Origin of the sequence: Nonomuraea sp. NPDC004580, from assembly GCF_040609855.1 — a bacterium.
In the GTDB taxonomy this organism is placed as follows: Bacteria; Actinomycetota; Actinomycetes; order Streptosporangiales; family Streptosporangiaceae; genus Nonomuraea; species Nonomuraea salmonea.
Genome location: NZ_JBEXLH010000015.1, coordinates 1 through 20,780, shown reverse-complemented (window position 1 = coordinate 20,780; position 20,780 = coordinate 1). Strand labels below are relative to the sequence as shown.

Sequence of the window (20,780 nt, the reverse complement as noted above, 5' to 3'; positions counted from 1 at the left end):
GACCGCGCGTACATCACCAATGGCGCCACCATCATAGGCAGGGACTCCAACCTGCTGGTGGCCGACCTGCGCCGCGGCTGAGCAGCGCGGCGCGCCCGGTGATGGGGCAGAATCTTTGGTGTCCGGGTCCTGCAGCGTCGATGACGGTAGGAGCAGGTTTGGCACACCGCGAGCGGCCGTTGGACGAAGGGGACCGGGTGACCCGGTTCGGCATTCTGGGTCAGCTCGACGTGGTGCGCGCGGGCCGGCGGGTCGCGGTCCCGGCCGCCAAGCAGCGGATCGCCCTGGCCACCCTGCTGCTGGATGCCAACCAGTACGTCTCCAGCGACCGGCTCATCGGCCACATGTGGCCCGGCTCCGCCCCCGCCAACGCGCAGGCGGCGCTGCACACCCACATCGCCCGCCTGCGCCACACGCTGGACTGCGACGGAGAGCAGCTGATCCAGACCCGCCAGCAGGGATACCTCATCAGGCTCGAAACCGACCAGCTCGACCTCACCCGGTTCCGCGACCTCGTGAGCAGGGCCGGCGACGCGGCACGTTCGGCCGATCCCGGCGAGGCCGCCCTGCTCCGCGAGGCGCTCGACTTATGGCGCGGCCCCGCCCTGGCCGACATCCCGGCGGAGTCGCTGCGCCACGACCACGCCGCCCGCCTCGACGAGGAGCGGCTCAGGACGCTGGAACGCTGGCTCGAGCTCGCCCTGCAGGACGGCCGGCACGAAGAGGTCGTCCCCGAGCTGATCGCCGCGACGACCGCGCAGCCCCATCGCGAACGGCTGTGGGCCCAGCTCATGCTCGCCCTCTACCGCTGCGGCCGCCAGGCGGAAGCCCTGCGCGCCTACCAGACCGTCGCCGGCCTGCTGAGGGACGAGCTGGGCGTCGACCCAGGCGACGAGTTACGCCGGCTGCACCAGGCGATCCTGACCACCGACCCCGCACTCGTCCCGCGCCCCGCGGCCGAGGAGCCGCCGCCGGGGCTGCGCCCGCGCCAGCTGCCCACGGACATCGCCGCGTTCACCGGCCGCGACGACCAGCTCAGAGCTTTGGACGGGCTCCTGCCGGTCACCGGCGGCCGGGCGACGGGACCGGTCAGGATCGCCGTGATCACCGGAACCGCCGGTGTCGGCAAGACCGCCCTGGCCGTCCACTGGGCCCATCTGGCTCACGAGCACTTCCCCGACGGGCAGCTCTACGTGGACCTGCGCGGCTTCGCGTCGGGCCCGTCCCTCGACCCCGCCACCGCCCTGGAGACGCTGCTCCTCGGACTCAACGTCCCGGTCGAGCGTATCCCCACCGAGCTGGACGCCCGCTCGGCGCTCCTGCGCAGCGCGCTCGCCCAGCGCCGCATGCTGCTGGTCCTGGACAACGCGCGCGACGCCGGGCAGGTACGTCCGCTCCTTCCCGGCTCCGACTGCGTCGTCCTGATCACCAGCCGCGACCAGCTGCGCGCGCTGTCCGTGCACGGCGACACCGTCCACCTGCCCCTCGCCGTCATGTCGCCGGAGGAGTCCACGAACCTGCTCGCCTCCGTCCTCGGCGCCGGCCGGGTGCGGGCCGAGCCCGAGGCCACCGCGGAGCTGGCCCGCCTGTGCGCGCACCTGCCCCTGGCCTTGCGCATCGCGGCCGCCAACCTCGCCGTCGACCACTACCAGAGCGTCGCCGGGTACGTCGCGGAGCTGCGCGCCAGAGGTCCCCTCACCACGCTGCGCATCGAGGGCGACGAGCAGACCGCGATCCGCGCCACCCTGAACCTCTCCTACGCCGCCCTGCCGGGCTCCGCGCGGGCGGCGTTCCGGCTGCTCGGTCTCGTGCCAGGGCCTGACTTCACGCCCGAGGCCGCCGCGGCGCTGAGCGGCACCCCGGTCGAGGAGGGCCGGCGTGAGCTCGACCGGCTGGCCGGCGCCCACCTGATCTACCGCAACGCGCCCGGCCGCTATCGCTTCCACGACCTGCTGCGCCTGTACGCCGCGGAGCGCGCCCGCGAGGAGGAGGGCCCCGAGACGCTGGAGCGGGCCAGGCAGCGGTTGTACGGCTGGTACCTGCTGAACACGCGCGCCGCCGGCGGCCGCCTCCATCCCTCCTGGTCCAGGCTGCCGCCTCCGGCGACGCGGGCCGACGTGCCGGTAGCCGCCTTCGACGACCCGGGGCCCGCGTCGGAGTGGCTGGCCGCCGAGTACGGCAACCTCGTCGCCGCCATCCACCAGGCCGTCTCCGCAGGCCCCCGGAGGTTCGTGTGGCTGCTCTTCGACGCGATGCGCAGCTACTTCTGGATGAGCCGGCGCATGAGCGACTGGCTCTCCTGCGCGGAGGCGGCGGTCGCGGTGGCCGGCGAGGAGGGCGACGCGATGGCGATGGTCGCGGCGCTGCGCGGCCTGGCCGCCGCCCACTCCTACCAGAAGCCGCACGAGGCCATCCCCCTGTACACCCGGGCCCTGTCGTACGCCGACGAGGCCGGATGGCAGGAGGGCAAGAGCGCCACCCTGTCCAGCCTCGCCAACACCTACTGGCGGCTCGGGCAGCTCGCCGACGCGGCCCGCTGCCTGGAGGACGGCATGCGGCTGGACAGGCGTACCGGCCTGACGAGCATGCAGGCCGTCAAGCACACCAATCTCGCGGTGGTGCACACCCAGCTCGGCAACCTGCACGTCGCGTTCGACCATCTCCAGGAGGCCCTGCGGCTCAAACCGGATCACGACGGCGCCAAGCACACCAACCTCGGCGAGGTCTGCCACCTGCTGGGCCGCTTCGACGAGGCGCTGAAGCACCTCCAGGTGTCGCTGGCCCGCATGGCGGCCCGCGGGAACCACGCCGGCGAGCCCTACTGCCTCGTCGTCCTCACCGATCTGCACAGCGACCTCGGCCGCCACGCCGAAGCGCTGGGCTTCGGCGAACGGGCGCTGACCCGCAGCCGCGACATCGAGGACCGTCATGCCGAGGCGCTGGCGCTCACCGCCCTGGGCCGGGTCCACCACAGCGCCGGCCGCCCCGCACAGGCCGTGGACCACCACCGCAGGGCCATCGAGGCGGCTGGCGAGGACAACCTGTTGCCCAGGATCGCCGCGCTGATCGGGCTCGCCGACGCCGTCGAGGACCACGACGAGGCGGTTTCCTGCGCAGGGGAGGCGCTCCGGCTCGCCCGCGAGCGTTCGTCCCGGCTCCTGGAGGGCCAGGCGCTCACCGCGCTCGCCGAACGCGCGCTCACCGCAGGAGACCGCGCCACGGCGGTCCGGTACGCGGAGCAGGCCCTGCGCGCCCATCGCGACACCGGCCACCGCCTGGGCGAGGCCCGCACCCTGCGCACGCTAGGCGACGCCGGGCACGGGCCGGAGTTCCGCAAGCTCGCCGCCGAACTCTTCGCCGAGTTAGGCGTCACTCAGGCGTCCGACTCCTGATCAGCTTTCCGTGAACCACTCGAACCACCAGCCGGTGGCGTCGTTCCAGTAGCAGGGGCTGACATAGTGGTCGATGTCCCATTCGCGCTTGGCCTTGTTGCACTCGCCCAGGGTCGGGAACGGCCCTGTCCTGCCGTACGGCGGATCGGCCTGAACGGCCGATGCGGGAGCGTGGCTGGTCGCGATGGCCGGTACCGCCGGTACGGCCACGGCGGCGGCGATGAACGCCCCGGCCGTCAGCTTTTTGATGAGTCCCATCGGTGAGCCTTCCTTTCTGGTTGCGACGGATGTTCCGTCGTGGCGGTGCCCCCGGTCAGGTAGCCGGAGGCCTGGAGGGTGAACAAGCGGCTGTAGGCGCCGCCGGCCGCCATGAGGTCCTCGTGCCGGCCGCATTCGGTGATCGAACCGTCCGCGAGGACGACGATGAGATCGGCCTCCCGTACGGCGCCGAGCCGGTGGGAGACGAGCAGGCTCGTCCGGCCGGCACGGATCTCCCGCAGCCTGGCGTGCACGTCGTGCTCGGCCTGCGCGTCGAGCCCCGCGCCGGGTTCGTCCATGATCATCAGGTCACGCCCGGCCCGCAGGAATGCCCGCGCGATGGCGATCCGCTGCCACTGCCCGCCGGACAGCAGCACGCCGGCGCTCTCGTCGTCGCGGTCGGTGAGCGTGAGGAACGTCCTGGTCAGCAGGGTGTCGTAGCCGCGCGGCAGGCTCCGCAGCACCTCGTGGACGCCGGCCCGGCGCGCCGCCGCCTCGATCGTGGGCAGGTCGCCTGCCGCCGACAGGTCACCGACCGCGATGTTGTCGGCGGCGGTGAAGTCGTAGGTCATGAAGTCCTGGAACACCGCGCCGATCCGGGCACGAAGCTCGCCGGCGGGCACGTCGCGCACGTCGACCCCGTCCCACAGGATCGAGCCGCGTACCGGGTCGTAGAACCGGCACAGCAGCTTGACCAGGGTGCTCTTCCCCGATCCGTTGAGCCCCACCAGGGCGACGCATCGGCCGTACGGGATGAACAGGTGCACGCCGCGCAGGATCCACGGGTGGTCGTCGCTGTAGCGGAACCACACGTCGCGCAGCTCGACTCCCCGCCGCAGAGCGGGCAGGCGCCGCGGCGCGGCCGCCTGGGGCAGGTCGGGTTCGGCGCGGAGCACCGCCATGTAGTGCCCGAACGCCAGAAGCTGGAGATGGACGCCGCCGGCGGCCGACACCGCACCCCCGAGCGCCGTGTGCACGCCTCCCAGCGTGCCGACGAGCATGGCGACGTCCCCGATCGTGCCCTGCCCGCCGGCCACCATGGTGATCATCCAGATCAGGCCGAACCCGGAGACGACTGCCGACATCAGCACCAGCGCGCCGTGCGTGACGAGCTCGCGCCGGTCCATGGCCTGCTGGGCCGCGTTGGCCGCCCGCACCTCGGCGCGGATCCGCCCCCGCAGGAACGCCCCGAGGCCGAGCAGCCGTACCTCCTTGGCCGCGTGCCCGCCTCCCAGCAGGTCCTGGTAGAAGAGCTCGCGGCGCTGGGCCGGGGTGATGGCCTGCGTCATCCCGGCCCGCCGGCGCGACAGGCGCAGCTCCATGAGCACCATCGGCAGGCCGGAGGCGAGGACGACGGCGGTGATGAGAGGGCTGACCACGGTCAGCGAGCCGAGCAGGCCCAGCACCGTCATCACGTTGCGTCCAACGCCGATGGCGGACTCCAGCATGCTGCCCGGCGCGGCGGCGCTCTGCTGGGCGAGCCGCAGCCGATCGAGGAAGGCCGGATCCTCGAACCGGACGAGCCCCGTCTGACGTTCCAAAGCGGCGAACAGCTCATCCCTGGCCGTCAGGGCCATCCTGCGGTTCGACTCGGCCACGAGGTAGCGGCCGGCCTGCGGGCAGACGGCGCTCAGCAGCCCGGCCCCGGCCAGGCCGGCCGCCAGGAGCCACGCGGTGTCCCGCGAGCCGGGCGCCGCCAGCCCGTCCACGGTCATCTTCGTCAGCCACACCGTCACGATCGGTGCGGCGACGGAGACGGCCGTCAGCCCGAGGTGGCCGAGCAGCCGGCCGGCGGCCGCGCGGCGCGCCAGCGAGACCGCCTGTGCCAGGCCGGACACCATCGAGATCCTGTCCGTGCTCATCCCCGATCCTTCGAGTGAGGTCGCCGGCGGGACGTGACCCCGCCGGCGTGCCGATCTCAGCGGTGAGTCACCGGCCGGTCGTGAGGTGCGGTCATTCCGACTTGTGGGTCTGGGTGACGAACGGCGTCTCACCGTCGTCGCCGGCGGCCTGCGCCACCGACGCCGCGCCCACTACGGCCGCCGCCGCTATGAGCACGGCTCCGACCATTGCGGCGGCACTGGAGATCTTGCGCATTACGGTCCTCCTTCTCCTTGTGTTGCGGACGCGTGCCAGCATCGCCGACGGCCCTGTCGACGCCCTGTCGGCGCCCTGTCGCGGCGGTGACGCCGGCGCATGGCTGCCGAAAGGGCTCACACGAGCAGCAGCCGGGGCCAGGCCGGCATCTGCTCGCCGCCCGCCGCCAGCAGCGCCAGCGCGACCCCCGCGGCGCCCCTGAGCAGGCCGGGATTGTCGACCCGGCGCCCGTCGGCCTCCACGTCGGCGTAGCCGAGCAGCGACTGTGGCCGGAAGCGGCCGAGCAGCGCTCCGGCGTGGCCGGCGGCGGCCGAGCGGAGCACGGGGTCGCCCGTGTCCGCGGCGAAGGCCGCCGTGAGCAGCCATCTCCCGGCCAGGCCGTGGCAGAGACTCGGTGAGGGCACCGGTACGGGACCGTGGCAGCGCAGGCGTACCGCGTCCACCGCGAAGCCGCGGATGTCCGCGTCGTCCAGCGCCTCGCCGGCGTGGAAAAGGGCACGGGCGATGCCGGCGTCCCCGTGACACCACGAGCCGCCGCCCGAGCGTCTGCCGTCGTCGGGGCGGGGGCCGAGGTCCACGCGGGCCGGCCACATGCCGTCGCGGACGTGATCCATGAGGAAGCGGGCGCCCCACCGTACGGCCGCGGCGGCGTCCCGGTCCGGTGTCCGCCGGTGCAGCAGGGAGAGCGCGGCGAGCACGCCCGCCACGCCGTGTGCCAGGCCGAGGTCCACCACGGGTCTGCCCGGTTCCAGGAGATAGCCGAGGTTGTCGATCCCGCGCGGGCTCAGCAGCCGGACGAGCGGGCCGGTGACGGCGGAGCAGGCCGCGTCCACGGCGGGGGTGCGCTCGCGTACGACGAGGTATCCCACCCAGCCGGAGATCCCGGAGACCACGTCGTAGTAGCTCGGCCCGGACGGCAGCCGGCCCGGCAGGCTCCCCATGAGCGGCAGCATGGCCGCGTCGAGCGCCTCGGTGAGGTCGCGGTAGCGGGAGCCGCCCCGGCTGCAGGCCCACACCGCCGCCGCGTACCCGACACGGCCGGAGAACAGCGCCAGCGAGCCGTCGGGCCGGCCGGCCGTCTCCAGGCCGGCAGCGAGGAACTCGTGCGCCCGCGCGTCCCAGCCCTCCCCGGGGCGGGCCTCGTCCAGCGCGGCGCACAGCAGCGCCAGCCCGGCGTCGCCTCTGGACAGGCCGTCCCGGCTCCAGCCGGCGACCTGCGGCCTGAGCGTGGTCCGCGCCAGGCGGGCCAGGGACTCCTCTCGCAGCGCCGGGTCGATCACGAGCCGGGCGACCCGGCCGGCGGTGTCCTGCATCGTTCCTCCCGCTGAGGCGGGATAGCCGGCCGGCATCGGATTCTTAGCGGACGTTCCTACGATTCGGCCCATGGCGCGAAACCTCCTGTCGATCCTCGATCTCGTTCCTCTGACCCCCTCCGCCGGCCCGGCCGCGGGGCTGCGCGCCAGTACGGAACTGGCCCGCATGGCCGAGTCGCTGGGCTTTCACCGCTACTGGGTGGGGGAGCATCACGGCGTGGCAGGCGTCGGCGCCTCCGCGCCCGCCGTGCTGATCGCCCACCTCGCCGCCGCGACCTCGACGATCCGGCTGGGCGCCGGCGGGGTGATGCTGTCCAACCACGCCCCGATGGTCGTCGCGGAGCAGTTCGCCACCCTCGAAGGGCTGCATCCTGGACGCATCGACCTCGGCGTCGGCAGTGCCGCCGGGGCCACCGCCGAGGTCGCGCAGGCGCTGCGCCAAGGCGCCCAGGAGAGGTTCGCCGGCAAGCTCGCCGACCTTTCCTGCTTCCTCGGCGGCGCCTTCCCGCCCGGTCATCGTCACGCCGGCATCCGGGTGAGCCCCGCCGCCGCGCCGGCGCCTCCGCTGTGGCTGCTCGGCGCGAGCGAGTCCAGCGCCCTCCTCGCCGGGGAGCTCGGGCTGCCGTACGCCTTCGCCCACCACCTGAACGCGGCAGGAGCAGAAGGCGCGCTGGCGGCGTACCGGGGCTCCTTCCGGCCATCGGCGCGGCAGAGCCGCCCGTACGCCCTGGTCAGCGTGGCCGTCGTGGCCGCCGACACGGGGGCGGGCGCGCACCGGCTGGCGCGGGACGCCGGCCTGCCCGGCGGCGCGCTCGTGGGCGACGGCCCCGCCGTGCGCGCGGCCCTGAAGGTCATGCGGGACGAGCTCGGCGCCGACGAGCTCATGATCGTCACGAACGTCGTCGACGCGGCGGCCCGCAGGCGCTCGTACACCTTGCTCGCGCCCCTCACCCGATGAGCAGGGCGGCGTCCCACCGGCTCGTGGGAGTGCCGCCGATGGCGTAGGCGTGCAGGGCCAGTGCGGTGCCGCCGGATCCGTCGAGCAGCCCGGCACCGTCGGCGGGCGGCTCGTCCGCCGCGATCGGGTAGCGGAACCCGAACGGCAGTGCGGGGTCGAAGTGCCCGATCGTGTGCCGGGCGGCGAGGCCGGCCACCAGGTGGGCGGCCTCGTCAGCGCCGCCGGCGCCGTCCGCGGCGATCCGCCGGGCGATGTGCAGCAGCCCGGCCCAGCCGTGACACAGACCGGCCCCCGCCAGGTGCAGCCGCCCGGCCGGCCGCTCGATCAGGGAGCGCATGGCGTCGTCGGCGACGCGCGACCAGTCGGTTCGTCCGAGGGCGAGCCCCGCGAGCTGGATGGCGCGGGCGATGCCGGGGACGCCGTAACACCAGGTGGCGTTGCACACGACCGGCGGCTCGTCGTGGCCGAGCCATTGGCCGAGGGTGAGCGTGCCGGGCCAGCCGTCCGGTCGCCGCCATCGCAGCAGGACGTCCGTGATGGCGGTGATCGCCCGCCGCTGGCCCGGCACCCGCCGGCCTTCCCGCCAGGCGATGGCGAGCAGCGCGAGCGGGCCGGCGATGCCGTGCGCGAGCCCGAGGTTGGCGTGGCCGTGCGCGTAGCGGGGGTCGTGCCGGGCCTGGAACCACGGCGGCCCCGTGACCCACCAGCCGGGCACCTCGTGGCCGGCGACCTCGGCCGGCTCGTCCGTGAGGGAGACCAGGAAGGACAGCACCTCGCGCAGGGCGATTCCGCCGGGGTCGGCCATGAGGAGGTAGCGGCCGAGCCCGGTCAGTCCCTGGATGACGTCGTAGCCCGCCATGGTGAGGGTCGCCGGCGCCCGCCGGGTCAGGCGCTCGACGCGCAGGAGGGCCAGGTCGGCCACGTACGGGTCGAGCTGGGCCAGCAGGAGGCGGTAGTCGTCCGGGGTGGCGGCCGTGGCGCGGGCGGCGAAGGCCAGGGCGGGCAGGCCGTCGTACAGGGCGCCGCCGTCGGAGGGAGGCTCCTGCGCGATGGCCCGCGCCAGCAGGGCGTGCGCCGTCCGGCGGCCCTCCGGCCGGGTCGCCGCCAGCTCGGCGTGCAACAGGGCGGCGGCCGGGAGACCGGTGCTGAGGGACAGACCTGAACGGCCCGTCTCCCTGCGTACCGACCGCTCGGCCAGGCGCTCGACGGCGTCCACGTCCGCCAGCCGCCCGGCCAGCAGCGTGGTGATGTCCGCGGCGGTGCCGCGCAGGTCGTTCGTCGTGCCCGCGCTGCTCATAGGGCGTGCCTCCTGTGCCTGGCCGGCAGCGTGGTGACGTCGGCGGTGGTGCTCATCCGGCATGTCTCCTGCGCCCCGCGTCGGCGTCGAGGACGCCTCTGAACGTGGCCAGCGCGTGCCCCTCCGCTTCCCGGTCGAGGCCGAGGAGCCGGTTGGCGTGCATGTGCTGCACGCTCCTGACGATGTCGAGCCGTTTCCGTGTGTCGGTGGCGGCCAGCTCGGCGGCGTAGTCCGCGAGCGCCGTGCGGCGGCGGCGCCAGGTCTCGACGAGCTGCGCGCCGCCCGGCTCGGCCGCCAGGGCCTCCCAGTCGCCATGCGGGTCGATGAGCCGGACCGCCGCTCTCCTGTGCCGCTGGAAGACGGCGTGATGGTCGCCCTTCGGGACGAGGTCCAGGTAGCCGGCGGCCCAGTCGTCACCGCCGAGGTGGCGGGCGATCTCCATCAGGTTCATCGCGGCCACGGACCACGGATCCCAGGGGAGCACGCCGTCGCGGAGCAGGCGCAGTTGCCGCAGCACGGAGTCGCTGTCGGCGTGGAAGAGCCGTTCGGCCGCCGGCATCGCCTTCTCGCCGCCGTAGCGGACGTACTCGGGCTCGTAGGTGTCGAGCGTCATCCGCCGCAGGGCGCCCGCCGCGCAGCCGGCCGCCACCCAGTCGTGCAGCGCCGGCAGCACCTGGCCGGTCAGTACGCCGGGGGTCCCGGCCAGACGCAGCCGCACATGGGGATCAGGGTCGCGGTAGCGCAGGAAGTGCCAGTGATCGAGGGCGGGGCCGACCTGCTCAAGCAGCGCGGGCAACCGGTCGACGAGCAGCTCGTCCTGGTGCTCCTCGATGAGGTAGAGCTTGGCGTAGAGCCACTCCCCGCCGGCGTGGTGGCGCCGCCGCGGCCAGTCGAGCGTGACGGCGGGCGGCGTGGGCGGCGGTGTGGCGGACCGTCCGGTCAGCGGCACGACGATCTCGTTGCCGTGACCGTCGCACCACCCCGTCCCAGGTGAGCCGCCACCCGGTGGTTCCGCCAGCACGGCCGCGCGGTCCCTGTCCAGCTCCCGCCTGAGCAGCCGCTGGTGCGGGGCGACGGTCAGATCGAGCGGGAGCCGCAGGTCGTGCGAGACGACCTCGACGTGGTCGGGCACCGACCAGCGCCCCCGCCAGGCGCGCAGCGCCTCGCGCCAGCCGTCCCACGACAGGCTGGTGTCGCGCAGCTCGGGGCCGGGCAGCCAGCGGGCCGAGAACAGCACGGTACGCCCGTACCGCACCCGTGGCAGGTACGGCAGATCGGCGAGGCCGTCCCACGACCAGGCCGAGACGCCGCCGGCCCGGCGGGAGGCGATCTCGCCGAGCAGCCGTGCCACGTTCGGCTGCCGGTACGGGTTGAGCATGTTGAAGGACATCGGGACGATCTCGCGTCCGAGCGGCGTGGCATGGACGTACAGGCGGTGGAGGTCGGCCGTGACGACCAGGTCGTCGAGACCCAGCACGCCGTCTCGCCCGCGGTCGGTGTACATGCCGAGCGCCACCTGGTGCGGCAGGACCGGCGGCACGTGGATGACGTTGCCGGAGCGTTCCTCGTTCGGCTGGTAGAACAGCTGCACGGGCACCGCGCCCTGACCCGTGTCGCCGGGCGGCGCCACGACCTGCCGCAGCCGGTCCGCCAGGCCGCCGAACATGGCGGTGAAGCGGCCGAAGAACGAGCCGGGGCCGATCGAGCCCAGTCCGGCCGCCACGACCAGCCGGAAGTCCCCGCGTGCGATCTCGGCCATGGAGCCGGCCAGCAGGGAGACGCACACGTCCAGGTCAGGGGCCGGCCTGGAGGTGCCGTCGTGGCGTACCAGCGCGGCGATCGACTCCTCGTCCAGGACGACCTCCTCGTGTCCCGGCCCGATCATCTCCATGGCGAGCTCCGCGAGCCGCCGTCGCCGCTGCGTGTCCGCCGGCGGCGGGCGATGAGTGAGCCGGCGGGAGCCGGCGGGCAACGCGTACGTGGCGGGCGCGTCCAGGCCGCGGGCCGGATCCAGCAGCTCGCGCAGCGGGACGGCGCAGCCGACGCCGTAGCGTTCCACGAATGCCCGGTGGTATTCGGCGTAGTGCTCTGGCACGTCGTCGGGGGTCATCCGCCACAGCAGGTCCACCGCGCTCTCCAGCTCGCGCAGCACCACGCCGGGCAATCTCACCTCGGCTCCGGCGCGCAGGTCGACCTGCAGCGGCCGCTCGCTCGCGTGCAGGCGCGACATCGAGGAGCCGAGCGAGCGCAGCCGCGCGGTGCCCGCGCCCGGCGGGCTCGAGGCGTACGCGCCGATCGCGGCCTGGATGTCGCGCAGCGCCCTGGCGCGGCCCGCGTCCAGGCGGTCGATGACGTGTCCCAGCGGGTCGGCGCTGTGCGGTGGCGGCGGCAGCTCGCTGACCAGGAACTCCTGCTCCAGGAGGGCGTCGATCAGGCCCGCCGCGGTGTCCTCTGACACGCCGGGGAACGCTGCGCGCAGCTTCGTCAGGAGGACCTCGTGGGGTACGGGCCGGTGGGCCGCCTCCATGCACAGGCGCACCGCCTCGGTGCCGCGTACCGACGCCTCGAAGCCGGCCCCCTTGCCGTCGGCGGCGCGTGTGTACGGCAGGACGAGCCGGTCGCCGCGCCACGTCGTCAGGTCGTTGCGGACCAGCAGGAGCCGCGCGCGGACGTCGGGCAGGCGCTCCCACTCGCGCACGAGCCCGAGCAGCCAGTCCATGGACGGGCGCACGGCCTTCACGGGCGGCCCGGCCCTGAACTCCGCGGGCCCGTCGAACCGCACGACGGTCACGGCGGCCATGAGCCCGAACGGGGTCGGCCTGGACGACATGCGCAGCAGGTATTTCGTCACGGCGTAGGCGGCACGGCGCAGTTTCGGGAACGGGACCGGCCCGCCGCCTTCGATCGTGGCGAGATCGCGCGCGAGCGAACCGCTCGACACTTCCAGTGCCTCACGTACGAAGGGGTCGGCGACGATCTGCTCGATGTACGCCCGCAGCCGGCCGGACGCGGCGGGATCGTCGAAGTCAGGGCAGGTCAGGGTGATGTCGGCCGCCCCGGGTCGCCGGGTGGGAGTCCGCAGCAGCCCGAAAGGGGCGCCGCTGAAATTCATGGGCATGCGCCGACGCTAGAAACGCCCGCTAACATTTCCCTGTTATTTCCATGAATTGCGGAAGTGTGGTTGACAATTGCTTTTCCGGGTGCCAGCCTCCGATTCTGAGAAAGGAGGAGAAATGACTCGTAGCAGCGATGTGAACAATGGGGCGTTCGACTTGCAGTTGCGCGTGCTGCCTGCTCGGGGCGGGGTGACGGCGGCTCAGGAGATGACCGTCCCCACCGCGATCTCCTGCAATGAATGCGTGTCCGTCGTGGGTTCCAACACGTGCTGGAGCACCTGCAAGGACACCTGCTGCCCGGCACAGACCCAGACCAGGGTCTGCTGATCCGAACGTGACGGGCGCTCCCGGCGGCCGGCGCCAGAGGTGGCCGGCCGCCGGGACAGCGGGACGACGGAGTGACGACAGGCGGCGGAAAGCGCCGGCGGATCTCCTTGAAGGATGAAGCGTTCATCGCAGAGTCTCGTCAAGGCCCCGGAGCCGTCCATGGCCGCCGTCCCCGCCCGCCGCTTCGGCGTGCTCGGCACGTTGCGGCTGGACATCGGTGGCGCAGCGGTCGCCGTCACCGCCGGGAAGATGAAGGTCGTGCTCGCGGCGCTGCTGCTCAACGAGAACGAGCCGGTGACCGGAGACAGGCTGATCGAGTACATGTGGGACATACCCCCGGCCTCCGCGCGCACGCTGCTGCACTCGGTCATCCTGCGGCTGCGCAGGATCGCCGGCGACCGCGAGTTCATCCTGACCCGCGGATCCACCTACGTCCTGAAGGTGGAGCCGGGCGAGCTCGACCTGCACGACCTCGCCGCGCTGCTGGAGCAGGCGGACCGGGCGCGCGCCCGCTCCGACGTCGCCACCGAGCACGCCTGCCTCACCCGGGCCGTCGAGTTGTGGCGTGGGCCGACGCTGGCCGACGTGCCCTCGCCGGCACTGCGGCTGGGGATCGCCACGCGGTTCGACGAGATGCGGCTGCAGGCACTGAACCGGCGCATCGACCTGGACCTCGCCCTGGGCCGGCACGCGCAGGCTGTCAGCCGGTTGCGTGAGCTGACGCACGAGCATCCGTACAACGAGCACTTCTGGGCGCAGCTGATGACCGCGCTGTCCCGCTGCGGGCGGCAGGCGGAGGCGCTGGGCGCCTATCACGAGCTGCGCCGCGTGCTGGGCAGGGAGCTCGGCATCGAGCCGGGGCCTGACGTCAGGGCCGTCTTCCTGTCCATTCTGGGGCCCCGCCGTGACGGGGCGCCACGACTACGCAACGTGACGAGCGGTTGACTCTCGCGGGTGTGGCGGTCTGCGGGAGAGGGATTCGGGGCACATCAGGAGATCGGGCTCTTCCAGCGGTAGGGACGGATCGGCGCATCTGCGCAGGTCAAGCCGATGACTGCGGCGATGGTCACGCATTGTGATCATGGGAACGCTACCAAGCCCTTTTCGTCCCGTTTTAAGGGCATTTATGCGCATTCATAGGTGCCGTCCACACTATTTGACTATCTTGGTCTCCCCGGAATACTGGGTGGGCGAACGGCGCCGGTTCGCCCTTTCCCCCTAGCTCAGGACTGTCATGCCGTCAGATTTTGTCAGCGTCGCGATAGTGGCAGGCGTCGTCGCCATCGCTCTCGCCGCCGTGCTGATCTACCGAAACCGCGTCGGCCGTGAGCTCGCGCAGACCCGCGCGCAGCTGACCGAAACCCGGCGCGCGCACGAACGCCTGTCCCGCGAGGGCAGCCAGTGGGAGCAGCGCCTGCGGCAGGCCGAACACCAGGCCAGAGAGGCCGAACACCAGATCAGGGAGGCCGAGCAGAAGGCCAGGGAGGCCGAGCAGAAGGCCAGGGAGGCCGAGCACCAGGCCAGGGAGGCCGAGCACCAGGCCAGGGAGAGCGAACGGCAGGCCCGCGAGATCGAACGGCAGGCCCGCGAGGCCGTCGAGGAGGCCCGCGAGCTGCGCGCCCAGCAGGACCTCGCCCGCGCCGAGACCGACCACCTGCTGACCACCCGCATCCCCGCCCTGGTCTCCCACCTGCGCGCCTCCCACGTCACCGTGCCAGGACTGCAGAACGCCAGACTGGCCGGCACCGACATCGACCGCCAGCACCTCGCCGTGCTCGACGCGATCTCCAGCGCCGTGCGCGAGGAGTCCGTACGGATCGACGAGGCCGCCCAGGCGATCGTGCGCGGCGCGATGTCGCGCGTGCAGACTCAGGCCCTGCGCGCCCAGGACCTGCTGTCGTCCGTCCAGCAGCGCTACAGCGGCGACGAGCACACCGACCTGCTGCGCGAGGTGCTCGGCCTCGACATGTTCAACGAACTCATCATCCGCCGCGCCCAGGCCACCGGCATCGCCTGTGGCGCCACCGCCGGCCTGTCGCGCGACGACACCTACCTCGTGGACCTCGTCGTCGGCGCCATCGCCCGCGTCGAGAACTTCGACCAGCGCATCGACGGCCCCGCCAACCACCTGCGCCGCCGCGTCGGCGTGGCCGCCAGGGCCGCCGAGCCGATCCTGTTCGTCACCTCCGAACTGCTCGCCAATGCCGTCCACCACTCCCACGGCACGCTCAAGGTGACCATCGCCGTCCACGAGACCAACACGGGCGCGGCCATCGTCATCGACGACGCCGGCGTGGGCCTCAACGAGGAGCAGTACGCCCGCGCCGGGCGGCTGCTCAGCGGCCGGCACTCCGTACGCCTGGTCGACCTCGGCAACCCGCCCCACACCGGGTGGGCCGCCATCGGCCGGCAGGTCGCGCAGTACGGCATGCAGGTCACGGTGAAGAAGAGCGCCTACGGCGGCGTCCAGGCCGTGGTGAGCGTCCCCGCGGGACTGCTGGTGGAGATGCCGGAGAACACCCGCCCGTCCGTGCTCGCGCCCGAGCCGGTCAGGGCCGTCATCGCGACGTCGCCGTACCAGCAGCGCCTGCCCGAGGCGGCGCCGGTGCCCGCCGCGATCGCCCCGCGCCCCATGCGCGCCCCCGAGCCGCCCGAGCCGCGGCCGGTGCGCACGGCCTCCCTGACGGACGCGCCCACCGACCCGGGCACCGGCACGGGCCCCGGCATGGGATCCGGGATGGGATCCGGCATGGGCCCCGGCATGGGCGGGGCCCCCTCGGACACCGGGATCGACGGCCTGCCAGGGCTGCCGCAGCGCCGCCGCCAGACGCCGCGGCGCGCCCCCACGGGCTCCGCCACCACCCCGCTCACCACCCCCGAGGAGGCCCAGAAGCGGTGGGGCGACTTCCAGACGGGCGCAGAAGCGGGCCGCCGCGAAGCGCTGCCGTCTCAGCACGACGACGCGACCGAAGGGAACTGAACCCTCCATGGACCACACCCCCGCCGCCACCCCCCGCCCGCGCCGCCGGCCGCTGACGCTCGACGTCTCCTGGGTGCTGTCACCGCTCCTCGCGCTGCCCGGCGTCACCAGCGGCGTGGTGCTGAGCCGCGACGGGCTCATCCTCGGCGGTTCCGCCAACGTGAGCGTCGAGGCGGGAGAGCGTACGGCCGCGATGACGAGTTCGGTGCTGGGAGCCGCCCGCGCCCTGTGCGAGGGGCTCAGCAACGGCGCCGACGGCGAGGTCGTGGACATCGTCATCTCCGCGGGCACCGGCTACTACTACCTCGCTCCCGCCGGTGACCGCGCCGCCATCGTCGTGGCCGCCACCGGCGCCGTCCAGATCGGGTCTCTCGCGTACGAGGTGCAGCTCCAGGTGCAGAAGCTCATCAAGGCGCTCAACGACGCCAGCGCCGCCAGGACGCCGGAAGCTCCGGCATGACCTCCGGACGGCAGCGGCGGCGTGTCGTCCCCGACTTCATGGCCGCCGCCAAGCTGGCCGTGCCAGAACACATCAGCGTCGAACGGACGACCCTCGTCTACGTCGCCCCCGAGGCGGTCCCCGGCGCGCTTGACCCACCGGGCTCCCATCTGGTGAACCTCCTGGAGGAGGGCCCGCTGTCCGTCTATGAGTGCGCGGCGCACCTGGGCCTGCCGTACTGCGTGGTACGGCTGCTGGTGGCGGGGCTGGCGGCCTCCGGCACGCTGCTGACCCGGGATCCGCCGCGCGCGGACGGACCCGACATAGAAATCTTGGAGTTGGTACTCAGTGGCCTCCGCGCTCTCTGAAAGCCGGATCAGCGCCGACCACATCCCGGTCAAGCTGATCATCGCCGGACCCTTCGGCGTGGGCAAGACGACCATGGTCAGCGCCCTGTCGGAGATCGAGCCCCTCAACACGGAAGAGGTCCTCACCCAGGCGGGCACGCTGGTCGACGACCTCACCGGCGTCAACGAGAAGACCACGACCACCACCGCGATCGACTTCGGCCGGCTCACCCTGCCCGGCGTGGTGCTGTACCTGTTCGGCGCTCCCGGGCAGACCCGCTTCCAGGTGCTGTGGGAGGAGCTGGCGCGCGGCGCGCTCGGCGTGCTGGTGCTCGCCGACACCCGCCGCATCGACGACAGCTTCGCCGTGCTCGACCTGGTCGAGAACGCCGGCATCCGGTACGCGGTCGCCGTCAACCACTTCCCCGACTCGCCCGAGTACCCGGCCGAGGCGCTGCGGCAGGCCCTGGACCTCGATCCGCGCACGCCGCTGCTGGTGTGCGACGCCCGCGACCCGGTCTCCGCCCGCGCCTCCCTCATCGCGCTGGTGGAGCACATCAAGGAACTGATGTCGACATGACTCTGCGTTATCTGCCCGACGCGGGCAAGCTGTACGGGCCCGAGTTCACCAACGACCCGCAGGCGGTCTACGCGCGACTGCGCGAGCGGCACGGACCCGTCGCGCCCGTGGAGATCGCCCCCGGCGTCCAGGCCCACCTGGTGATCGGCTACCAGGCCGCGCTCGACGTGCTGACCAACGCCGGCGGCCACTGGAGCAAGGACTCCCGCCCGTGGCAGGTCAGGCTGCCCGACACGCCCGGCGCGGCGGCCGCGCTCGGCATGCTCGCCCACCGCGACAACGTGCTGTTCGCCGACGGCGCCGACCACGCACGTTACCGCCGGGTGATGATCGACTGCTACAGCATGATCCAGCCGCACAGGCTGCGCGACATGGTGATCGAGGTCTCCGACTCGCTGATCCGCGGCTTCGCCGCGAAGGGCTCGGCCGACCTGGTCAACGAGTTCGCCAGGCCGATCCCGCTGCGCGTGTTCAACCTGCTGCTCGGCCGCCCCGACTCCGACAGCGCCGCGCTCATCTCGGCCCTGTACGACATGATGGAGGCCGACCCCGAGGCGGGCGCGCGCGGTGTCGAGAACTACTACCGCTACATCACCGAGCTGATCGAGTCGAAGTACGCCAACCGCGGCGACGACCTGACCTCGTGGTTCATCGACCACCCCGCCGGGCTGACCCAGCAGGAGGTCATCGAGGCGCTCGTCGTCACGCTGGCCGCCGGGTTCGACCCGATGGCGAGCCTCATCTCCAACACGATCTCCCGCATGGTCAGCGACGACCGCTACTACAGCTCGCTGACCAACGGCGCGCTCAGCACGTACGACGCGCTCATGGAGGCGCTGCGCGCCGAGCCGGCCATGGCCAACTACGGCCCCTACTTCTCCACCCGCGCGGTCGACTTCCACGGCACCTGGATCCAGCCGGCCGAGCTGGTGCTGGTCTCCTACGCCGCGGCCAACACCGAGCCGACCCACGTACCGGACGAGCTGCGCTCCGACGGCGGCTCCTACCTGGGCTTCGGGGCCGGCGCGCACCGCTGCCCCGCCTCCGACCCGGCGACGCTCATCGCCATGACCGCCATCGAGCGGCTCACCTCGTACCTGAGCGACCTCGAGCTGGACGTGCCGCGCGAGGAGCTCGAATGGCGGCCGGGACCGTTCATCCGCTCGCTGGCCGCCCTTCCGGTCAGTTTCACCCCCATCCGCCCCGACCAGCCTGGAGAATCCCCTTGGTCAGCGCAGAGCGCGTCGCCCTCGACCCCTTCGGAACCGACCTCCCCGGCGAGTCCCGCCGGCTACGCGACCTCGGCCCCCTGGTCCTCGTAGAGCTGGCCGGAGGCATCCCCGCCTGGGCGGTCACCCGGCACGACCTGCTCAAGGAGCTCGTGCTCAATCCGCTGGTCAGCAAGGACAAGCAGCACTGGCGGCTGTGGGAGGAGGTCGGCAGCCGGCCCGAGTGGATGTGGATCGCGGGCTGGATCGGCGTGCGCAACATGCTCAGCACGTACGGCGCCGACCACCGCAGGCTGCGCAAGCTCATCGCGCCGAGCTTCACCGCCCGCCGCAGCAAGGCGCTGCAGCCCGTCATCGAGCGCATCATCGCCGAGCTGCTCGACGACATGGCCGCCACGCCTCCCGGGCAGCCCGTGGACCTGCGGTCGGCGTACGCGCACCCGCTGCCGATGCGGGTGATCTGCGAGCTGTTCGGGGTGCCCGAGCACATGCGGACCGACATGGCCGAGATCATGGAAGCGGTCATGGACACCACCGCCACGCCCGAGGCGACGGCGGCCAACCTGCAGCGCATCGCCACCGTCCTGCCGGCGCTGGTCGCCTACAAGCGCGAGCACCCCGGCGACGACCTCACCACCGAGCTGATCGAGGCCCGCGACCAGGGCGACCGGCTCAGCGACGACGAGCTGCGCGACACGCTGCTGCTGCTCATCGCCGCCGGGCACGAGACCACCGTCAACCTGATCGGCAACGCCGTGCACGCCCTGCTGACCCACCCCGAGCAGCTCCGCCGGGTGCTGGCCGGGGAGATCATGTGGGAGGCGGCGGTGGAGGAGACGCTGCGCTGGGCGCCGTCCATCGCCAACCTGCCGCTGCGTTTCGCGATCGAGGACATCGAGATCGCCGGTACGCGGATCCCGGCCGGCGACGCCATCATCACCACCTACCTGGCGGCCAACCACGACCCCGCCCAGCACGGCGAGGACGCCGGCCGGTTCGACGTCGCCCGGGAGCAGGCGGAGCACCTGGCCTTCGGCGTCGGCGTGCACCGCTGCATCGGCGCGCCGCTGGCCAGGCAGGAGGCGCTCACCGCGCTGCCCGCCCTGTTCGCCCGCTTCCCCCACCTGCGCCTGGCCGAGCCGAGTGGCGAGGCGCCGCACGTGCCGTCGTTCATCGCGCACGGCTGGAGCGAGCTGCCGCTGCTGCTCGACGACCCGTCCTGACGCCGTGACACGATCATGACATCGCGCTGACGGCGCGCGGACATCGCCGCACCACAGTGATGGGGAGCCGCCCCCGGGGGGCTCCCGATCACTGCAGGAAGGCTGATGGATCGTGACAGAACGCGTACGCGTGGCCGTCTTGGGAGGCGGGCCGTCCGCCGAGCACGAGGTGTCGCTGCAGTCGGCGCAGGCCGTGCTCGACGCTCTGCCCGCCGACCTGTACGAACCCGTGCCGGTCATCATCGACCGGCGCGGCCGGTGGCCGGTGGAGCTGCGGCGCGATCTGGTGGACATCGTCTTCCCCGCGCTGCACGGCCCGTACGGCGAGGACGGCGTCGTCCAGGGGCACCTGGAGGCGCTCGGCCTGCCGTACGTGGGGTGCGGCGTGCTGGCCTCGGCCGTCGCGATGGACAAGGTCGCGATGCGGCGCGCGTTCATCGCGGAGGACGTGCCGGTCACCCCATCCGTGTGGTTCTCCGCCCGCGAGTGGCGCGCCACCACCGACCCGTGGGCGCTGGTGAAGCCGCTCGACTGGCCGATGTACGTCAAACCGGCCAACATGGGCTCCTCCATCGGCATCTCCCGCGTCACCTCCATGGACGAGCTGCGCGCCGGAGTGAAGCTGGCGCTCGCCCACGACCGGGTGGTGGTCGTCGAGCAGGGCGTGAGCGCGCGCGAGTTCGTCTGCGGCGTGCTGGGCGACCACGACGAGCCGGACGTCTCGGTGCCGGGCGAGCTGCTCGTGCCCGGCGACTGGCTCGACTACGAGGCCAAGTACCTCGGCCGGTCCGAGATCGCCACCATCCCCGCCGTCCTGCCCGACCGGATCGCGGGCGACATGCGCGAGCTGTCCCTGCGCGCCTACCGCGCGATCGGCGGCTACGGGCTGGCCCGGGTGGACTTCCTCTACGAGGAGGAGACGGGCCGCCTGTACGCCGGCGAGATCAACACGATGCCCGGCTTCACGGCGCGGTCCGTCTACGCCAGGTGCTGGGAGGCGAGCGGCGTCCCGTACCCGGAGCTGCTGCGCCGCCTCATCGACCTCGCGTTCGCGAGGAGCCGCGGATGATCCCCATGACGCTGCGCGAGATCGCCGAGGTCGTCGGCGCCCGCCTGCACGACGTGGCCCACCCCGGGACGGTGGTGTCGGGCCCGGCCGCGGTGGACTCCCGCGAGGTGCGGCAGGGCGGGCTGTTCGCCGCCACGGCCGGCGCCCACGTGGAC

General features: G+C 72.9%; 17 protein-coding genes. 11 read left to right on the top strand and 6 right to left on the bottom strand.

Annotated elements, in window-relative coordinates; translation table 11 throughout:
- The first annotated feature begins 197 nt into the window (after positions 1 to 197).
- Positions 198 to 3,392 carry a BTAD domain-containing putative transcriptional regulator gene (locus ABZW11_RS17975; protein WP_355418293.1) on the top strand — a complete coding sequence of 1,065 codons (3,195 nt, stop codon included), beginning with the start codon at positions 198 to 200 and terminating at the stop codon, positions 3,390 to 3,392.
- Here ABZW11_RS17975 and ABZW11_RS17970 read toward each other — a convergent pair whose 3' ends face one another.
- The 4 genes from ABZW11_RS17970 to ABZW11_RS17955 all read right to left on the bottom strand — a co-directional run bounded on the left by ABZW11_RS17970 (position 3,393) and on the right by ABZW11_RS17955 (position 7,060).
- A complete protein-coding gene (locus tag ABZW11_RS17970) occupies positions 3,393 to 3,650 on the bottom strand; it encodes a hypothetical protein (protein ID WP_355418291.1) in 258 nt (85 codons plus the stop codon).
- Positions 3,629 to 5,512 (bottom strand): ABC transporter ATP-binding protein, encoded by a 1,884-nt coding sequence (locus tag ABZW11_RS17965; protein ID WP_355418289.1) that lies wholly within the window; start codon positions 5,510 to 5,512, stop codon positions 3,629 to 3,631. The genes ABZW11_RS17970 and ABZW11_RS17965 overlap by 22 nt, the downstream gene beginning before the upstream one ends.
- A gap of 91 nt (positions 5,513 to 5,603) precedes the next feature.
- Positions 5,604 to 5,747 (bottom strand): hypothetical protein, encoded by a 144-nt coding sequence (locus tag ABZW11_RS17960; protein ID WP_355418287.1) that lies wholly within the window; start codon positions 5,745 to 5,747, stop codon positions 5,604 to 5,606.
- 116 nt (positions 5,748 to 5,863) lie between these two features.
- On the bottom strand, positions 5,864 to 7,060 hold the full coding sequence (locus tag ABZW11_RS17955) for a lanthionine synthetase LanC family protein (RefSeq protein WP_355418285.1): 1,197 nt from the start codon (positions 7,058 to 7,060) through the stop codon (positions 5,864 to 5,866).
- A gap of 70 nt (positions 7,061 to 7,130) precedes the next feature.
- Between ABZW11_RS17955 and ABZW11_RS17950 the strand changes: the two genes are divergently transcribed.
- Entirely contained in the window at positions 7,131 to 8,018 is an 888-nt protein-coding gene (locus tag ABZW11_RS17950) for an MsnO8 family LLM class oxidoreductase (protein ID WP_355418283.1), read from the top strand.
- On the opposite strand, the gene ABZW11_RS17945 is transcribed toward ABZW11_RS17950, so the two are convergent.
- Positions 8,008 to 9,315, bottom strand: coding sequence for a lanthionine synthetase C family protein (locus tag ABZW11_RS17945; RefSeq protein ID WP_355418281.1), 1,308 nt, complete (start codon positions 9,313 to 9,315; stop codon positions 8,008 to 8,010). The genes ABZW11_RS17950 and ABZW11_RS17945 overlap by 11 nt on opposite strands.
- A 52-nt stretch (positions 9,316 to 9,367) precedes the next feature.
- Positions 9,368 to 12,433 carry a lantibiotic dehydratase gene (locus ABZW11_RS17940; protein WP_355418279.1) on the bottom strand — a complete coding sequence of 1,022 codons (3,066 nt, stop codon included), beginning with the start codon at positions 12,431 to 12,433 and terminating at the stop codon, positions 9,368 to 9,370.
- Positions 12,434 to 12,548: 115 nt separating this feature from the next.
- Between ABZW11_RS17940 and ABZW11_RS17935 the strand changes: the two genes are divergently transcribed.
- The 9 genes from ABZW11_RS17935 (at position 12,549) to ABZW11_RS17895 (ending at position 20,625) form a co-directional block, all read left to right on the top strand.
- A complete protein-coding gene (locus ABZW11_RS17935; protein ID WP_355418277.1) occupies positions 12,549 to 12,758 on the top strand; it encodes a hypothetical protein in 210 nt (69 codons plus the stop codon).
- A gap of 114 nt (positions 12,759 to 12,872) precedes the next feature.
- A complete protein-coding gene (locus ABZW11_RS17930; RefSeq protein ID WP_355418275.1) occupies positions 12,873 to 13,703 on the top strand; it encodes an AfsR/SARP family transcriptional regulator in 831 nt (276 codons plus the stop codon).
- A 319-nt stretch (positions 13,704 to 14,022) separates the two neighbouring features.
- Entirely contained in the window at positions 14,023 to 15,738 is a 1,716-nt protein-coding gene (locus ABZW11_RS17925) for a hypothetical protein (protein ID WP_355418273.1), read from the top strand.
- Between the two features lie 7 nt (positions 15,739 to 15,745).
- Positions 15,746 to 16,198: a roadblock/LC7 domain-containing protein gene (locus ABZW11_RS17920; RefSeq protein ID WP_345405362.1), complete on the top strand. Its 453-nt coding sequence runs from the start codon at positions 15,746 to 15,748 to the stop codon at positions 16,196 to 16,198.
- Positions 16,195 to 16,545 (top strand): DUF742 domain-containing protein, encoded by a 351-nt coding sequence (locus ABZW11_RS17915; protein WP_355418271.1) that lies wholly within the window; start codon positions 16,195 to 16,197, stop codon positions 16,543 to 16,545. Before ABZW11_RS17920 ends, ABZW11_RS17915 begins: the two co-directional genes overlap by 4 nt.
- Positions 16,526 to 17,104: an ATP/GTP-binding protein gene (locus ABZW11_RS17910; protein ID WP_355418269.1), complete on the top strand. Its 579-nt coding sequence runs from the start codon at positions 16,526 to 16,528 to the stop codon at positions 17,102 to 17,104. The genes ABZW11_RS17915 and ABZW11_RS17910 overlap by 20 nt, the downstream gene beginning before the upstream one ends.
- On the top strand, positions 17,101 to 18,426 hold the full coding sequence (locus tag ABZW11_RS17905) for a cytochrome P450 (RefSeq protein WP_355418267.1): 1,326 nt from the start codon (positions 17,101 to 17,103) through the stop codon (positions 18,424 to 18,426). The genes ABZW11_RS17910 and ABZW11_RS17905 overlap by 4 nt, the downstream gene beginning before the upstream one ends.
- Entirely contained in the window at positions 18,330 to 19,556 is a 1,227-nt protein-coding gene (locus ABZW11_RS17900; protein ID WP_355418265.1) for a cytochrome P450, read from the top strand. Before ABZW11_RS17905 ends, ABZW11_RS17900 begins: the two co-directional genes overlap by 97 nt.
- Before the next feature lie 112 nt (positions 19,557 to 19,668).
- Positions 19,669 to 20,625 carry a D-alanine--D-alanine ligase family protein gene (locus tag ABZW11_RS17895; protein WP_355418263.1) on the top strand — a complete coding sequence of 319 codons (957 nt, stop codon included), beginning with the start codon at positions 19,669 to 19,671 and terminating at the stop codon, positions 20,623 to 20,625.
- The last annotated feature ends 155 nt before the right edge of the window (positions 20,626 to 20,780 follow it).

Excerpts from the sequence above, each read along its gene's own strand:
- ABZW11_RS17960 (WP_355418287.1), bottom strand. The coding sequence starts at position 5,747 with ATGCGCAAGATCTCCAGTGCCGCCGCAATGGTCGGAGCCGTGCTCATA.
- ABZW11_RS17950 (WP_355418283.1), top strand. The coding sequence starts at position 7,131 with ATGGCGCGAAACCTCCTGTCGATCCTCGATCTCGTTCCTCTGACCCCC.
- ABZW11_RS17945 (WP_355418281.1), bottom strand. The coding sequence starts at position 9,315 with ATGAGCAGCGCGGGCACGACGAACGACCTGCGCGGCACCGCCGCGGAC.
- ABZW11_RS17905 (WP_355418267.1), top strand. The coding sequence starts at position 17,101 with ATGACTCTGCGTTATCTGCCCGACGCGGGCAAGCTGTACGGGCCCGAG.
- ABZW11_RS17965 (WP_355418289.1), bottom strand. The coding sequence starts at position 5,512 with ATGAGCACGGACAGGATCTCGATGGTGTCCGGCCTGGCACAGGCGGTC.
- ABZW11_RS17940 (WP_355418279.1), bottom strand. The coding sequence starts at position 12,433 with ATGCCCATGAATTTCAGCGGCGCCCCTTTCGGGCTGCTGCGGACTCCC.
- ABZW11_RS17920 (WP_345405362.1), top strand. The coding sequence starts at position 15,746 with ATGGACCACACCCCCGCCGCCACCCCCCGCCCGCGCCGCCGGCCGCTG.
- ABZW11_RS17915 (WP_355418271.1), top strand. The coding sequence starts at position 16,195 with ATGACCTCCGGACGGCAGCGGCGGCGTGTCGTCCCCGACTTCATGGCC.
- ABZW11_RS17935 (WP_355418277.1), top strand. The coding sequence starts at position 12,549 with ATGACTCGTAGCAGCGATGTGAACAATGGGGCGTTCGACTTGCAGTTG.
- ABZW11_RS17930 (WP_355418275.1), top strand. The coding sequence starts at position 12,873 with ATGAAGCGTTCATCGCAGAGTCTCGTCAAGGCCCCGGAGCCGTCCATG.
- ABZW11_RS17955 (WP_355418285.1), bottom strand. The coding sequence starts at position 7,060 with ATGCAGGACACCGCCGGCCGGGTCGCCCGGCTCGTGATCGACCCGGCG.
- ABZW11_RS17970 (WP_355418291.1), bottom strand. The coding sequence starts at position 3,650 with ATGGGACTCATCAAAAAGCTGACGGCCGGGGCGTTCATCGCCGCCGCC.